The following is a 16,313-nucleotide window of genomic DNA, read 5'->3' on the forward strand; positions in this document are numbered from 1 at the left end:
GACGGCGGGTCTCGATACGCCCCTCCGGGGCTACTCGACCAGCATGACTGCGACACGCCCCTGCGGGACCACTCGACCGGCATGACTGCGATGCGCCCCCGCGTGACGACTCGACCAGCATGATCTGCTGACTTCATGTCGATCGAGTAGCCCGCGCAGCGGGCGTATCGAGATCCACCGGCGCCCGAACACGAGTCTGCAGACCCGCCCTGCTGACGACGGCGGGTCTCGATACGCCCCTCCGGGGCTACTCGACCAGCATGAGGTGCGGGCATCTCCTTCCGAGGGACGCACCAGCGTCGGAGCTGACGACGTCGAGTCTCATCCCGAAGGGATGGACGCCACCCCTCGGCGCTGTCTCCTCCCGAAGGGATGGACGCCTCCCTCGGCGCCCACCCTCGCTTCCGGCGGGGTGGACGCGGTGCCTCGTCGCGGCTCCTGGCTCGGGTCTGGCGGGCGCGCCGCAGGCGCGCGGGAAGGAGCCGCGACGAGGTACCGCGTCCACCCCACCCGCCAGCACGTCAGACGCCGAAGGACGCCTCAGCGCTCGAAGAACCACCCCGTCGGCCGCTGCGGCCCCGGCGAGGTCCCGCCGCCGCTCGCCCGCCGGCCGAAGACCAGGTACGCGATGCTCCCCGCGAACGGGAGGATCACGATCAGCGCCACCCAGCCGACCTTCGCGACCTTCGACAGCCGCCCGTTCGCCAGCACGCCCCGGATCGCGAGGATCAGCAGGACGATGTTGAGGATCACGAGGAGGGACTGCGTGTTCACACTCGGCTCTCTGCTCGGCCCGCTCGGCGCGGGTGGCCGCCCGCGGGATTCCGCCGGGAGACCTGGGCATCATGTCACGGCGCCGTAGGATGGAGGGCTCATGTCAGACGTCCTCAGCATCCGGTATCCTCCCGAACTCCCCGTCTCGGCGCGCAGGGACGACATCGCCGCCGCCATCCGCGACCACCAGGTCGTGATCGTCGCCGGCGCCACCGGCTCCGGCAAGACGACGCAGCTGCCCAAGATCTGCCTCGAGCTCGGCCGCGAGAGCATCGCGCACACCCAGCCCCGCCGCATCGCCGCCCGCACCATCGCCGAGCGCATCGCGGAGGAGCTCGACGACGAGGTCGGCGGGATCGTCGGCTACCAGGTCCGCTTCACCGACAAGGCGAGCGCGTCGACCCGGATCAAGCTGATGACCGACGGCATCCTGCTCAACGAGATGAACCACGACCGGATGCTCAGCCGGTACGACACGATCATCATCGACGAGGCGCACGAGCGCAGCCTCAACATCGACTTCCTGCTCGGATACCTGCACCGGCTGCTGCCCCGCCGCCCGGACCTCAAGCTGATCATCACCTCCGCCACGATCGACCCGCAGAGCTTCGCCGAGCACTTCCGGGACGCCGCCGGCGAGCCCGCGCCGATCATCGAGGTCTCCGGCCGCACGTACCCCGTCGAGATCCGCTACCGCCCGCTCGTCGCCGAGGAGCCCGAGGAGGAGGACGACACCGACGTCCCCGACGCCACGAGCGGCAGCCGCGATCTGATGACCGGCATCGCCGACGCGCTGGCCGAGCTGGCGCGCGAGGACCAGGGCGACGTCCTCGTCTTCCTCTCCGGCGAGAACGAGATCCGCGACGCCGAGGACGCCATCCGCGGCCGGAACCTCCCCGGCACCGAGGTCCTCCCCCTCTACGGCCGACTGTCGGCCGCCGACCAGCACCGCGTCTTCGAGCGCGGGCGCACCCCGGGGGTCCGGCGCCGGGTGGTGCTCGCGACCAACGTCGCCGAGACCAGCCTCACCGTCCCCGGCATCCGCTACGTGATCGACGGCGGCACCGCCCGCATCTCCCGCTACAGCGCCCGCTCGAAGGTGCAGCGCCTGCCGATCGAGGCGATCTCGCAGGCGTCGGCGAACCAGCGCTCCGGCCGCTCCGGCCGCACCAGTGCGGGCATCGCGATCCGGCTCTACTCGGAGGAGGACTTCGAGCGCCGCCCCGAGTTCACCGATCCGGAGATCCTGCGGACCGGCCTCGCCGCCGTCATCCTGCAGATGATCTCGCTCGGGCTCGGCGACATCGCCGGCTTCCCGTTCCTCACCCCGCCCGACTCCCGTGGCATCAAGGACGGCCTCGACCTCCTCACCGAGCTCGGCGCCCTCCGCTCCCCCGCCACCCCCGCCGACTCCCCCTCGCGAGATGCCACTTATGAGGGCGACACGCCGCAGAAACGCGTCACAAGTGGCATCTCGCGGGGAACGGGGGCCGAGAAAGCGCCTCAGCTGACCAGGATCGGGCGGGATCTCGCGCGGCTGCCGATCGACCCGCGGTTCGGGCGGATGGTGATCGAGTCGCGCAAGCACGACGTCAGCCGCGAGGTGATGGCGATCGTCGCCGGGCTGACGATCCAGGACGTCCGGGAGCGCCCGCTCGAGCGCCGCGCGCAGGCCGACCAACAGCACGCCCGCTTCGTCGACCCCACCAGCGACTTCCTGACACTGCTCAACCTCTGGAACTACGTGGAGGAGAAGCAGGCCGAGCTCTCCTCCAGCGCCTTCCGCCGGCTCTGCAAGGCCGAGTACCTCAACTACCTCCGCGTGCGCGAGTGGCAGGACGTCTTCCGCCAGCTGCGCCAGCTGGCCCGGCCGCTGAAGCTCGAGCTCGGCGAGCCGAAGGTCGACCCCGACGGGATCCACCGGAGCCTGCTCGCCGGTCTGCTCTCGCACCTCGGCATCAAGGACACCACCTCGCAGCAGGCGCAGCGCGCGGCGAAGAACCGCGAGCGCCAGAGCGTCCAGTACGTCGGTGCCCGCAACGCGAAGTTCTCGATCTTCCCCGGCAGCGCGCTGGCGAAGAAGCAGCCCGACGCCCTGATGAGCGCGGAGCTGGTCGAGACCAGCAAGCTGTTCGCCCGCTCCAACGCCGCGATCGATCCGGCCTGGGCCGAGGCGATCGCCGGCGACCTCGTGAAGCGGCAGTTCAGCGAGCCGCACTGGGAGAAGGCGCAGGGCGCGGCCGTCGCCTACGAGAAGGTCACGCTCTACGGCGTGCCGATCATCGCCCGGCGCCGGGTGCAGTTCTCCCGGATCGACGCCGGGTACGCCCGCGAGCTGTTCATCCGCCATGCCCTCGTGGAGGGCGAGTGGGACGCGCGGCACGCCTTCGACAGGAAGAACCGGGCCCTGCGCGCCGAGCTCGAGCGCCTCGAGGAGCGCACCCGCCGCCGCGACCTGCTCGTCGACGACGAGGCCGTCTTCGACTTCTACGACCGCCGGGTCCCCCGCGACATCACCTCGGTCCGCTCCTTCGACTCCTGGTGGCGCACCGCGCAGCACGACGAGCCCGACCTGCTGACCATGACGCAGGAGACCCTCCTGCCCGAGGACGCGGAGCAGATCGACGAGACCGCCTTCCCGACCCAGTGGCGCCAGGCCGACCAGCGCTTCCGGCTCTCCTACCGGTTCGAGCCGGGCACGGAGGAGGACGGCGTCACCGTGCACGTGCCGCTCGCGCTGCTGCCGCGCGTCACGCCGCTCGGCTTCGACTGGCTGGTGCCGGGGCTCCGCGCCGAGCTCGTCACCGCGATGATCAAGGCACTGCCCAAGCACCTGCGCAGGAACGTCGTGCCCGCGAACGACTGGGCGCGCAAGCTCACCGCCGCGCTCCCCCAGGACGTGCCCAATCCGCCGACGGAGTCGTTCGCCGCGACCCTCGCCGGCGCGATCCGCCGCGAGGCCGGCGTCGTGATCGGCGCCTCCGACTTCGACCTCGAGCGCATCCCCGCGCACCTCCGCGTCACCTTCGCGATCGCCGACGAGCGCGGCCGCACCGTCGCCGCTGGCAAGGAGCTCGCGCCGCTGGCCGAGCGCCTGCGCGGCCGGGTCCGCGACGAGGTCGCCCGGGTCGTCGAGGCGCGCGTGCCCGACGCCCTCGAGCGCCGGGGGATCAAGACGTGGGACATGGCGGAGCTCCCCCGCGTCACCGACACCCGCCAGGGCGGCAACACGATCCGCGCCTACCCGGCACTGATCGACGACGGCGACTCCGTCTCGATCCGCCTGCTCGCGACAGCGGAGGACCAGGCGCGCGAGCACCCGCGCGGCGTCCGCCGGCTGCTGCTGCTCGCGACGCCCAGCCCGGTCGCCTACGTGCAGCAGTACCTGACCGCGAACGAGAAGCTCGTGCTCGCGCAGAGCCCGTACCAGAACACGACGGCGCTGTTCGGCGACTGCCTGCTCGCCTGCGTCGACGCGGTCCTCTGGCGGATGAAGCCGGACGGCATGCTCTTCCTCCGCGCCGAGTTCGACGCGGTGCGCGACCGGGTCTCGGGCAGCGTGATGGACTCGATGTTCGAGACCGTGAAGACCGTCACCACGATCCTCACCACGGCGCGCGGGGTCGAGAAGGCGCTCAAGGCCTCGACGAGCATGGCGCTGCTCCCCGCGCTGACCGACGCCCGCGAGCAGCTGACCGGGCTCGTGCACCCGGGCTTCGTCTCCGCGACCGGCCTCGAGCGGCTGCGGCACCTGCCGCGCTACCTCGCCGGCATCACCGAGCGCTTCGGCAAGATCGGCGAGAACGTCGGCCGCGACCGGGTCTGGCTGAACGAGGTGCAGGCGGCGCAGGAGCTCTACCGCTCCGCGGGCGGCACGATCCCGCTGCCGCCGCACGCGCCGGAGCGTCTCGTGCGCGCGCGCTGGCTGATCGAGGAGCTGCGGATCAGCTTCTTCGCGCAGAGCCTCGGCACCGTCGAGAGCGTGTCGCTGCAGCGGATCCGGAAGGTCCTCGCGGGCTGACCGGGACCGCCGGCGGCCGGTTCGGCGGACGACGCCGGCGGGCCGCCGCGGGCCGCTAGTGTCGTCCGGTGGGCAGCTACACCGAACTCCTGAGAACCCCCGGCGTGGGTCGCATCATCGCGGCCCAGCTCACCGCGCGCTTCCCGTTCGGGATGCTCTCGCTCGCGTTCCTGCTGCACGTGGAGCGCGTGCACGACTCCTACGCCGCGGCCGGCCTGGTGCTCGGCTCGATGTCGATCGGCCAGGCGATCGCCGGCCCGCTGACCAGCCGCCTGATGGGCCGGCTCGGGATGCGGCGGGTGCTCACCGCCACCCTCATCGTCTGCGCGGCCGCGATCATCGCGATGGCGGTGCTGCCGCTGGAGATCTGGCAGTTCGTCGTCATCGGCTTCGTCTCGGGCCTCAGCATGCCGCCCGTGCAGCCGGCGGTCCGGACGATCTACCCGAAGATGGTGCCCAGCTCGCAGCTGACCCCGCTGTTCTCCCTCGACGCGTCGGCGCAGGAGATCATCTGGGTGCTGGGCCCGGTGCTGACGACGTTCGTCTCGATCCAGATCTCGACCGTCGCGGGCATCCTCACCGCCGCGTTCTTCCTCGTCGGCGGCGGCATCTGGTTCATCGCCTCACCCGAGGTCGGCCGGGTGCGCATCCCGCGCTCGCGTCGGAAGCTCGGCGTCGTGCTGACCAAGCCGCCGGTGCTGCTCGCGACCGTCGTCGGCTTCCTGCTGGTCGGCGCCTGCGCCGCGGTCGAGGCCGGCGTCGTGGCGGTCTTCGGCGAGGGCGGCGTGGAGTCGGGCGTCGTCCTGGCGGTCTTCGCGGCGGGCTCGCTCGTCGGCGGCCTCACCCTCGGCCACATCCCGATCAGCCGCTGGGCGACCGCGCGGCGGATGCTGATCGTCACCGTCGGCATGGGCCTCGCGGCGTTCTCGACCGATTTCTGGTGGCTCTCGATCACGCTGTTCCTGGCCGGTGTCGGCATCGCGCCGGCGCTGGCCGCGCTCTTCACGATCACGGCCGCGAGCGTGAAGTTCTCGGACACGGCGGAGGCCTACGGCTGGGTCGGCACCGGGCAGCTGATCGGCGCGGCGCTCGGCTCGGCGATCGCGGGCGTGCAGATCGACCGGTCCGGCCCGACGGCCGCGATCGTGGTCGCCGCGGTGTTCGCCTTCGTCGGCTTCGTCGTCCCGGCGCTCGGCCGCCGCTTCCACCCGGACCTCCGCGGCCGCGACGCGAGCCCGCTGCCCGACACCGAGCCGGTGGAGCTGCCGACCTGAGTCGGCGGCCTCTGACGCCTCTGCGCGGAGGCCCCTCCCACTCGGCTCCGACCCGGCTCCCTTGAGGCTCCCAGCCTGTCCCCCTTAGGGTGGGGCTCGCACGGGACGGAGGGGCTGCCGATGGCACTGCGCGACGACGCGGAGGAACTCGTCCGCCAGCATCAGCGCGAGGCGGAGGAGGCGCACGTCCTCGACCCCTGGGCCGACCCCGAGACGCCCGAGTGGGCCGGCGAGCTGGCCGCGGCGCTCTGGCAGGGCTCGTTCCGCCCCAGCCCCGTCTACTACCGCGCGGAGGACCCCTCGCACGCCTGGCGCGGACCGCATCCGATCCGGGTGCACCATCTCGGCTTCGGCTGGCAGATCACGGCCCGGCGACTGCGGGCCGGCGCGATCGTGCCGAGCACCGTCGTGCTGCTCGAGACGGGCACGCTCTGGCTCGGTCTCGGGCCCGCCCGCCGACCGGGCCGCGGACTGCGCGCCCTCGGCGAGCAGGGCCTCGTCGACGGCCTCCAGCCCGGACACGACGACTACTTCGCCGTCCGCCGCTTCGTGCACACCAGCCAGGCCGCTCGCGACGACCGCCGCCTCCTCTTCGGCGTCGCCGGCCTCGCCGCGCTGATCGAGGACACCGTCCGCGTCGGCCCGCACGGCGAGCTGCACTGGCACCTCTGACCGCCGGCACCTCTGACGCTCGCCGCGAGATGCCACTTGTGACCGGCTTCCGCGGCGTGTCGTGCGCACAAGTGGCATCTCGCGGAGGGGGAAGAATGGGGGGATGAGCGTTCCCCTGGTCCCCCTGAACGACGGACGGGCGATCCCGCAGATCGGGCTCGGCGTCTACAAGATCGGCGACGACGAGGCGGCCCGCACGGTCGCCACGGCGCTCGAGGCCGGCTACCGGCACATCGACACGGCGACCCTCTACGGCAACGAGCGCGGCGTCGGCGAGGGGATCCGCGCCAGCGGCCTCCCCCGCGAGCAGGTCTTCGTCACCACCAAGGTCTGGAACGACGACCACGGCTTCGACGAGACGCTCGAGGCCTTCGACCGCAGCCTCGAGCTCCTCGGCACCGACTACGTCGACCTCTACCTCGTGCACTGGCCGATCCCCTCCCGCGACCGCTACGTCGACACCTACCGCGCGCTGGAGCGGATCCGCCAGGAGGGCCGCGCCCGCTCGATCGGCGTCTCGAACTTCGCGGTCGAGCACCTCGAGCGGCTGCTCGGCGAGACCGAGGTCGTGCCGGTGATTAACCAGGTCGAGCTGCACCCGCGGCTCCCCCAGGACGAGCTGCGCGCCTTCGACGCCGCGCACGGCATCGTGACCCAGGCCTGGTCGCCGCTGGCCCGCGGCCGCCTGCTCGACGAGCCCGCGCTCGCCTCGATCGCCGCGAAGCACGGCGTCTCGCCCGCGCAGGTCGTGCTGCGCTGGCACGTGCAGCTCGGAGTCGTCGTGATCCCGAAGTCGGTGACGCCCGCGCGGATCCGGGAGAACCTCGACGTGTTCGGCTTCGCCCTCGACGCGGAGGATCTGGCAGGAATCAGTGCCCTCGCGACCGGCGAGCGCACCGGCCGCGATCCGAGCCTCGACTGACGCGCCCTAGCCTGGCGGCATGACGACGCGAGCCCCGGAGACGAGAACCGCCCTCCTCCTGCACGGACTCGGCGGTGCCTCCGGCACCTGGTGGCGGGTCGCCGAGGGGCTGACCGGCGCCGGGTGGGGCGTGACCGCTCCGGATCTGCGCGGGCACGGTGCGGGCGCCCGCGGCGGGTCGTCCCGGCACGACGACTACGCCGACGACGTGCTCGCCCTGCGCGCTCCGTCCGGCACCTGGGACCTGGTGGTCGGCCACTCCCTCGGCGGAGCGGTGGCGGTCAGGGCGGCGGCGCGCGATACCGGCTGGGCCGCCCGGCTGGTGCTGCTCGACCCGGTGCTGCAGCTGCCCGCCGAGTCGCGGGCGGAGGTGCGCGCGGAGGAGCTCGCCGCTCTCGCCGTCACCGCGGACGAGCTCGCCGCTGCCGAGCCGCTCTGGGACGAGCGCGACCGGGCGGAGAAGCTCCGCGCCGCGAAAGCCGCCGATCCGTCCGCCGTCGCCGCGACCGTCGACGACAACGACCCCTGGGACCTGCTCGCGGACGTCCCGACCCTGCAGGCGCCGGCGCTCGTGCTCGCGGGCGACCCGCAGGTGTTCACGTTCTTCCCGCCGTCCCTCGCCGCACGGGTCCTCCACGCGAACCCGCGCGTCCGCTACGCGGTGGTCGCCGGAGCCGGTCACAGCCCGCACCGCGACCGGCCCGCCGAGACGATCGCGATGCTCCGCGAGTGGGCCGAGAGCGACGCGACGGCCTGAGACGCGCTCCGACCGCGGACGGCGCTCCGTGTTTCCACCGGGTGACAAGTGCCGCGAAGGGGTGTCATTCGCGCGCGACCTGTGAATACGCTCGCAGAGGGCACCGCCGCTTCTCAGCACAGCGAGGGCGACGGAGGCCGTCGGTCCGACGGCCGCCGCCCTCGACGAAAGGGACCACCTGTGGCTACCACCACTGAAGACACCTCCGGCGCACGACGTCGACGTCCACTCCTCGGCTCCGCCGCGATGATCGGCGCCGGTGCGCTGGTCGCCGGCTTCGCCTTCGCTCCCGCGGCGAACGCCGTCGAGCCCGTCGACTTCGCCGATACGGTGACCGTCGACGGCATCATGAACCACCTCGAGGCCTTCCAGGCGATCGCGGACGCCAACGACGGCAACCGCGCGATCGGCACCGAGGGCTACGAGCAGAGCGGCCAGTACGTCGAGGCCGTGCTGAAGGCCGCCGGCTACACCACCGAGCGCCAGGACTTCACCACCACCACCCAGACGATCGACGAGTTCTCGCTGACCACGACCCCCGCGGTCGAGGGCATCCCGATGTCGTTCACCCCCTCCACCCCCGAGGGCGGCGTCACCGGCGAGCTGATCCAGCCGGTCGACCCGCTGGGCTGCGACGCGGACGCCTGGGCCGGACTCGACGCGACCGGCAAGGTCGCCCTGGTCAGCCGCGGCACCTGCAGCTTCTCGGAGAAGTCGGCCGCCGCCGGCGCCGCCGGGGCCTCGGCCGTGATCATCTACAACAACGCTCCCGGCGAGGCGCTCAACGGCACGCTCGGCGCGCCCGACGACAGCTACATCCCGTCGGTCGGCGTGACGCTCGAGGAGGGCCAGTCGCTGATCGCGGCGCTGCCCAGCACGGCGACGCTGGTCCTCGAGCAGACGACCACCGACACCGACACCTTCAACATCATCACCGAGACGCCCGGCGGCGACCACGACAACGTGGTCATGCTCGGCGCGCACCTCGACGGCGTGCCCGAGGGTCCCGGCATCAACGACAACGGCTCGGGATCGGCCACGCTCCTCGAGACCGCCGTCCAGCTCGCGGACGCGGGCGAGACCACCAACGCCGTGCGCTTCGCCTGGTGGGGCGCCGAGGAGGTCGGGCTCGTCGGCTCGTACACCTACGTCGACTCGCTCTCCGAGGAGGAGGCCGGTGACATCGCGACCTACCTGAACTTCGACATGGTCGCCTCGCCGAACTACGTCGTCTCGGTCTACGACGCGAACGAGTCCACCTACGAGGCCCCGGTCGAGGTGCCCGCGGGCTCCATCGCCACCGAGAAGGCGTTCACGGACTACTTCGACTCGATCGACCAGCCCTGGATCGACACCGCGTTCGACGGCCGCAGCGACTACGACGGCTTCATCTCCGCCGGCATCCCGGCCTCGGGCCTGTTCACCGGAGCGGACGACATCAAGACCGAGGAGGAGGCCGCGCTCTTCGGCGGCACCGTCGGCATCGCGCACGACCCGAACTACCACTCGGCCGGCGACGACCTGGCGAACATCAACCAGGAGGCGCTCGGCATCACCTCGAAGGCGATCGCCTTCGTGACCGCCTCGTTCGCCGAGGACACCTCCGCGATCGACGCCGAGAAGGACCCGACCACGCCGGAGCCGGAGCCCACCACCCCGCCGTTCGTGCTCCCCACCAGGGAGCAGGTCCTCGGACTGATCGCCGCCGGCCTCTCGCCGCGCGAGATCGCGGCCGAGCTCGGAATCACCGAGGCGATCGCGCGTCCCTACGTGCAGCAGATCATCGACCGCTACGGCATCACCGACCGGGCGAGCGCTGAGCGTCTGATCCGCGAGTACCTCGCCGACCGCGGCGTGCTCATCGGCGCGTAGCCACCGCACCACCCGAGGCGTCCCGCTCCGGTCGACGCGTCCCGCTCCGGCAGGACGCCTCGACGGGGGCGGGACGCCTCACCCGTTCCCACCGTCGGAGTGAGGAGGCCGCTTCGCGTCTCGGTGGTGTGGAGAAGGACGCGGCCGCAGCCCTCTTCACGCTGATCGAGCAGCCGCCTGGGCGACCCCTGCTGGTCGAGTAGCCCCGCAGGGGCGTACCGAGACCCACGATCATCCGCAGGGCAGGTCTGCAGACTCGTCCTTCTGACGCTGGTGGATCTCGATACGCCCGCTCCGCGGGCTACTCGATCAGCATGGAGGAGAGCCGTGGGCCACCTCCACACCGGACGCGCAGCCCTCTGAGCAGAGCCACGCCGGTCGAGCAGCCGCCTGGGCGACCCATGCTGGTCGAGCAGCCGCCTGGGCGACCCATGCTGGTCGAGTAGCCCCGCAGGGGCGTATCGAGACCCACCGTCGTCAGCCGGGCGGGTCCGCAGACTCGGCTTCTGACGCTGGTGGATCTCGATACGCCCGCTGCGCGGGCTGCTCGATCAGCAGGGTCCTGCCGGTCCGCTTCCGAGCGGTCGGGCGCGTCAGGGGCGGCGGGCGCGGGCGAAGGCCTCCTCGACGTCCTCGTCCGGGTCGGCGAGGAGGCGGAGGGTCGCGAGGGCGTGGAAGCGGCGGGGGTCCTCCTCCGAGCGCGCGGCGGCCTCGAGGACGGGGGCCGCGGCGTCGCCGAGCATCAGCAGCGCGCGGGTGAGGGCGCGCTGGTCCGGGCGGTCCCGCTCGCCGAGGTGCTCCGCGAGCTGCCGGGCCAGCGCGGGCCGCTCGGAGTCCGGGGCGAGCCGGGCGGCGGTGCGCCAGGCGGCGTGCGCGACCGCGGGGTGCTCGTCGTGCAGCAGCGCGGGCGTGATCGCCGGGAACGCGCGCGGATCGCCGACCTTGGACAGCGTGTGCAGCGCCTGGCTGCGGGCCTGCGGCGTCTCGGACTCGAGCTCGGGCAGCAGCAGGTCGACGGTGACCGCCGGCTCGTGGCGGGTGAGCGCCCAGGTCAGCATCTCGCGCACGCCGAAGTCGGGCTCGACGGCGCAGCGCTCCACCAGCACCGCGGCGTACTCCTCGGCGGGCCGCGTGCCGGCCGTCATCGCCGCCTGCAGCCGGGACGACGCGTCGGGGGCGGTCAGGGCGGCGCGGAGCCTGTCGGCGGGCCGGTTCTCGTCAGTCATCGCCGTCCATTCGACACCCGCCGCCCGAAAGGACGTCGAGTGCCCCCCCTTCCGCGCCGCGAGATGCCACTTGTGACGCGATTCCACGGCGTGTCGCGTGCACAAGTGGCATCTCGCGGGAGGGGCGGGGCTTCCCGCCGCGGCGGCGCACGGTGTTCACTGGGGCCATGCGAGCCATCTGGAAGGGCGCGATCACCTTCGGCCTGGTCAACGTGCCGGTGAAGATCTACAGCGCGACCGAGGACCACGACGTCCCCCTACACCAGGTGCACGACAAGGACGGCGGCCGGATCCGCTACGCCCGCAAGTGCGAGATCTGCGGCGAGGTCGTCACCTTCGATCACATCGACAAGGCCTACGACGACGGCGAGCGCACGGTCGTGCTCACCAAGGACGAGCTGAAGGCGCTGCCGGAGGAGCGCGACCGCGAGATCGACGTCGTGCAGTTCGTGCCGAGCGAGCAGGTCGACCCGATCATGTTCGACCGCGCGTACATCCTCGAGCCGGACTCCTCCTCCCCCAAGGCCTACGTGCTGCTGCGCCGCACCCTCGAGGAGACCGACCGCACCGCCATCGTCGAGTTCGCGCTCCGGCAGAAGACCCGCCTCGCGGCGCTGCGGGTGCGCGGCAAGCTGCTGATGCTGCAGACGCTGCTCTGGGCGGACGAGGTCCGCGAGGTCGAGTTCCCGTCGCTCGAGGGGACCACCCGGATCGCGGCCCGCGAGCTGGAGATGTCCTCGCACCTGGTCGACTCCTACTCGGAGGACTTCGACGCGTCGAAGTTCCAGGACTCCTACCAGGCCGAGCTGCGCACCCTCATCGACGCGAAGATCGAGCAGGGCGACGCCCTCGACACCTCCGCGACCTTCGGCGAGAAGCCCGAGGAGGAGGGCGGTGGCGAGGTGCTCGACCTGATGGAGGCGCTGAAGCGCTCGGTCGAGCGCAGCCGCGGGGCGAAGGCGGGGGCGTCCGCGGACTCCGAGGAGAAGGCGCCGGCGAAGAAGCGGGCGACGCGGAGGAAGGCGGACGAGGACGCTTCGGCCGACGAGGACTCGGCGCCGAAGAAGACCGCCGCCAAGAAGGCGCCGGCGAAGAAGAGCGCCGCGAAGACCGACGACGAGAAGGCCGCTCCGAAGAAGATCACCCCGAAGAAGAAGCCCGCCGCGAAGAAGGCGGCCTCGACGGCCGAAGCGGAGGAGGAGGAGAAGGCGGCGTCCTGAGCCCGAGCGGCCCGGAGGATCGGCTCAGGCGAGCTCGTCCACGTCGTCGAGGTCGACCGCGACCGAGCTGACCAGCGCGAGCAGCGCCTCCGCATAGGCGTTCTCGGCGATCTCGTCCTCGAAGTCGCGCTGCTCGCCGGCGAGCTCGACGGTCACGGCGAAGCGCACCGGCCCGCCGTCCGCGACGCGGCGCAGCGCGCGGAACGTGCCGCGCAGCAGCTCGCGCAGCTGGTCCTCGCGCGGCAGCCAGAGCGAGTCGTCGAGCGCCACGGAGTCGAGCGCCCACTCGGTCGTGCCGTTGAAGCCGAGCACCGTGCCGGTCTCGTACTCGTGCGCCTCGATCGTCATGTCGCTCACGGTGAAGACGTCGCCGTCGAACCCCTCGCGCTCGATGCGGAAACGGTCGCCGGTGACCGGTGCCCAGCGCAGACCCGCGGTCCGCAGCGCCCTGGCCAGTTCGAAGGAGATCATCTCCCGATCATGGCCCGCGTTCCCGGACGGAGGCCGCGAAGACGGGCCTGCGGCCCCGATGTCGGTGGGTGAGTTTACGTTCATGAAACGTCCGGTTCACAGGCCGGGCACCCGCACTGCATAGCGTGGCTCACTGTGCCCCTTTCAGGGGCGAGGGTCGCCGTCGACGTGCGGTGACGCACCACCGCTCCCCGGAGCGGCGATCGAGAGGACCACCATGCCCGACTCCCCCGACCTCCTCGCGCAGAGGCCCCGCGCCCGCGCACCCCGGAGAGGTCTCGCGCTCGCGGCCCTCGCCGGCCTGGCCCTCGTCGCGTCGCCGCTGGTCGCGACTCCCGCCACCGCTGCTCCGAGCGGCGACGAGCTGGTCATCAGCGAGGTCTTCGCCCGCGGCGGCTCGGCCGGCGCGACCTACAGCAACCGCTTCGTCGAGCTCTACAACCCGACCGGCGCCGACGTCGCGCTGTCCGGCCTCTCGCTGCAGTACCGCTCGGCCACCGGCACAGCGAATCCGACGACGACCGTCGCGCTCACCGGCACCGTCCCCGCCGAGGGCCACTTCCTGATCGCCGGTGCGAGCAACGGCAGCAACGGCGCGCCGCTCCCCGCCGCCGACCAGACCGCGAACGGCCTCAACATCGCGGCCGCGGGCGGCACGCTCTTCCTGGTCGAGGGCACCGCGACCCTCGTCGCCCCGCCGACCGGCACCGCCGAGCAGCCCGACGCGGTCCTCGACCTGCTCGGCTACGGCACCTCCAACACCTTCGAGTCGGCGGCCGCCACCGCGCCGACGCTGACCGAGTCGATCGCGCGCGCCGACTCCGCGACCGGCGACACCGACTCCAACGCCGCCGACTTCACCGTCGGCGCGATGACCCCCGAGTCCGCCGGCGGCGGCGCCACCCCGGAGCCGACGCCCGCGCCGACCGGGACGCCGACCCCCACCGCGACCCCCACCGCGACGCCCACGGCTCCCCCGACGACGCCGCCCACCACCGCGCCGACCGTCGCGATCGCCGAGATCCAGGGCACCGGAGCCGCGTCGCCGCTCGTCGGGCAGACCGTCACCACCATCGGCGTCGTCACCGCGCGCTACGCCACCGGCGGCTACAACGGCTACGTGATCCAGACCGCCGGCACCGGCGCGCAGACCACCGGCCGCACCGCCTCCGACGCCGTCTTCGTCTACTCCTCCGCCTCGGTCGGCGCGGTCGCGATCGGCGACAACCTGCGCATCACCGGCGCCGTCAGCGAGTTCAACGGCCTCACCGAGCTCACCCCGACCTCGGCCGCGACCGTCGAGAAGCTCGGCACCCCGGCCGTCGCGCCGGTCCCGGCCGCCGTCGGCCTGCCGCGCTCCACGGAGGAGCGCGAGACGCTCGAGAGCATGCTGATCGCCCCGCAGGGCGCGTTCACCGTGACCGACACCTTCGACCTCAACAGCTTCGGCTCCGTCGGCCTCGCCGCCGGCGACTCGCCGCTGCTGACCCCGACCGAGGTCGCCCGCCCCGGAACGCCCGAGCTGGCCGCGGTCGTCGCCGACAACGCCGCCCGCGCGATCGTCCTCGACGACGGCGCCTCGATCAACTTCCTCGGCGCCGCCGCGAACAAGGCGATCCCGCTGCCCTACCTCACCCCGGCCGAGCCGATCCGCGTGGGCGCCCCGGCGACCTTCACGACCCCGGTCGTCCTCGACTACCGCAACGGCGGCTGGTCCTTCCAGCCGACGACGCAGCTGACCGTCGAGAACGCCGCGACCGTCCAGCCCGCGACCTTCGCGAACACCCGCGAGGCGGCCCCCGAGGCCGTCGGCGGCGACCTCTCGATCGCGTCCTTCAACGTGCTCAACTACTTCTCCACCACGGGTGACTCGATCACCGGCTGCACCTTCTACACCGACCGCGACGGCGACCCCGTCACGGTCAAGAGCGGCTGCGACGCCCGCGGCGCCGCGAACGCGGACGACCTCGAGCGCCAGCAGGCCAAGATCGTCACCGCGATCAACAGCCTCGGCGCCGGCGTCGTCTCGCTCGAGGAGATCGAGAACTCGGCCAAGTTCGGCAAGCCGCGCGACGAGGCCCTCGCCACGCTGACCGCCGCGCTCAACTCCGCCGCCGGCTCGGAGCTGTGGGCCTACGTGCCCTCGCCCGCCGCCCTCCCCGCGCTCGCGGACGAGGACGTCATCCGCACCGCGTTCATCTACAAGAAGGCCGTCATCGAGCCGGTCGGCGAATCCGTCATCCTGAACGACGGCGTCGCCTTCTCCAACGCCCGCAAGCCCCTCGCCCAGGAGTTCCGCCTGATCGGCGACAGCGCCAGCGAGTTCGTCGCGATCGTGAACCACTTCAAGTCGAAGGGCTCCGGCTCCGGAGTCGACGCGGACCAGGGCGACGGCCAGGGCGCCTCGAACGCCTCCCGCGTCAACCAGGCCACCGCGCTCGTCGCGTTCGCCGACCGCCTGAAGACCGAGAAGGCGACGGACCTCGTCTACCTGCTCGGCGACTTCAACGCCTACTCGCAGGAGGACCCGATCCAGGTCCTGCGCGACGCGGGCTACATCGACCAGGGCGCGAAGGACGGGAAGTACTCCTACTCCTTCGACGGCGCGGTCGGCTCGCTCGACCACGTCTTCGCCTCCCCGGCGGCCGACGCGACCGTGACCGGTGTCGACACCTGGAACATCAACAGCGGGGAGTCGGTGGCGCTGGAGTACAGCCGCTACGACTACAACGCGACGATCTTCTACGACACCTCGGCCTACCGCTCGAGCGACCACGACCCGGTCGTCGTCGGACTGGACCTGCCCGAGACCGCGCCCGCGACCGTGATCGACGTCGCGACCAGCGCGAAGACCACGCGCCTCGCCGTGCTCCGCACGCTGACGGTCACGGCCGTCAACAACGGCCCGGAGGCGGTCGCGATCGAGATCTCGACGCCCTACGGCACGCGGACGAAGAGCTCGGTGAAGCCCGGCCAGTCGTTCACGACCTCCTACCTCACGGTGCTCCGCCCGATCAAGGCCGGCACCGCGACGATCGAGGTCACCGCGAAGGACGGCACGGAGCGCACCTACCAGCAGGCGTACAGCGCCCGCTAGAGCACCG

General features: G+C 72.2%; 11 protein-coding genes. 8 read left to right on the plus strand and 3 right to left on the minus strand.

What is annotated here, in order from left to right:
• Window positions 1–540: 540 nt before the first annotated feature.
• Window positions 541–774 carry a PLD nuclease N-terminal domain-containing protein gene (locus EDF17_RS16145; protein ID WP_123447648.1) on the minus strand — a complete coding sequence of 78 codons (234 nt, stop codon included), beginning with the start codon at window positions 772–774 and terminating at the stop codon, window positions 541–543.
• A 100-nt stretch (window positions 775–874) separates the two neighbouring features.
• Between EDF17_RS16145 and hrpA the strand changes: the two genes are divergently transcribed.
• The 6 genes from hrpA to EDF17_RS16175 all read left to right on the plus strand — a co-directional run bounded on the left by hrpA (window position 875) and on the right by EDF17_RS16175 (window position 10,292).
• Entirely contained in the window at window positions 875–4,795 is a 3,921-nt protein-coding gene (gene hrpA / locus EDF17_RS16150) for an ATP-dependent RNA helicase HrpA (RefSeq protein ID WP_123447649.1), read from the plus strand.
• A gap of 68 nt (window positions 4,796–4,863) precedes the next feature.
• Window positions 4,864–6,069: an MFS transporter gene (locus EDF17_RS16155; RefSeq protein WP_123447650.1), complete on the plus strand. Its 1,206-nt coding sequence runs from the start codon at window positions 4,864–4,866 to the stop codon at window positions 6,067–6,069.
• A gap of 120 nt (window positions 6,070–6,189) precedes the next feature.
• The gene (locus tag EDF17_RS16160; RefSeq protein WP_123447651.1) at window positions 6,190–6,741 is read left to right on the plus strand and encodes a hypothetical protein; all 552 of its coding nucleotides are present in this window, start codon (window positions 6,190–6,192) and stop codon (window positions 6,739–6,741) included.
• 103 nt (window positions 6,742–6,844) lie between these two features.
• A complete protein-coding gene (locus EDF17_RS16165) occupies window positions 6,845–7,663 on the plus strand; it encodes an aldo/keto reductase (RefSeq protein WP_123447652.1) in 819 nt (272 codons plus the stop codon).
• A 19-nt stretch (window positions 7,664–7,682) separates the two neighbouring features.
• Window positions 7,683–8,420, plus strand: a complete 738-nt coding sequence (locus EDF17_RS16170) for an alpha/beta hydrolase (protein ID WP_123447653.1) — start codon at window positions 7,683–7,685, stop codon at window positions 8,418–8,420.
• 180 nt (window positions 8,421–8,600) lie between these two features.
• Window positions 8,601–10,292 (plus strand): M28 family peptidase, encoded by a 1,692-nt coding sequence (locus EDF17_RS16175; protein ID WP_243732934.1) that lies wholly within the window; start codon window positions 8,601–8,603, stop codon window positions 10,290–10,292.
• A 593-nt stretch (window positions 10,293–10,885) separates the two neighbouring features.
• Here the strand turns inward: EDF17_RS16175 and EDF17_RS16180 are convergent.
• Window positions 10,886–11,518, minus strand: a complete 633-nt coding sequence (locus EDF17_RS16180; protein ID WP_123447655.1) for a HEAT repeat domain-containing protein — start codon at window positions 11,516–11,518, stop codon at window positions 10,886–10,888.
• 167 nt (window positions 11,519–11,685) lie between these two features.
• Between EDF17_RS16180 and EDF17_RS16185 the strand changes: the two genes are divergently transcribed.
• Entirely contained in the window at window positions 11,686–12,738 is a 1,053-nt protein-coding gene (locus EDF17_RS16185; RefSeq protein WP_123447656.1) for a Ku protein, read from the plus strand.
• 24 nt (window positions 12,739–12,762) lie between these two features.
• Here the strand turns inward: EDF17_RS16185 and EDF17_RS16190 are convergent, their stop codons facing one another.
• On the minus strand, window positions 12,763–13,209 hold the full coding sequence (locus EDF17_RS16190) for a hypothetical protein (protein ID WP_123447657.1): 447 nt from the start codon (window positions 13,207–13,209) through the stop codon (window positions 12,763–12,765).
• Between the two features lie 217 nt (window positions 13,210–13,426).
• Here EDF17_RS16190 and EDF17_RS16195 point away from each other — a divergent pair, with 217 nt between their 5' ends.
• Window positions 13,427–16,306: an ExeM/NucH family extracellular endonuclease gene (locus EDF17_RS16195; RefSeq protein WP_123447658.1), complete on the plus strand. Its 2,880-nt coding sequence runs from the start codon at window positions 13,427–13,429 to the stop codon at window positions 16,304–16,306.
• Window positions 16,307–16,313 lie beyond the last annotated feature (7 nt).

It is taken from the genome of Rathayibacter sp. PhB1, from assembly GCF_004362935.1.
GTDB classification, from domain to species: Bacteria; Actinomycetota; Actinomycetes; order Actinomycetales; family Microbacteriaceae; genus Rathayibacter; species Rathayibacter festucae.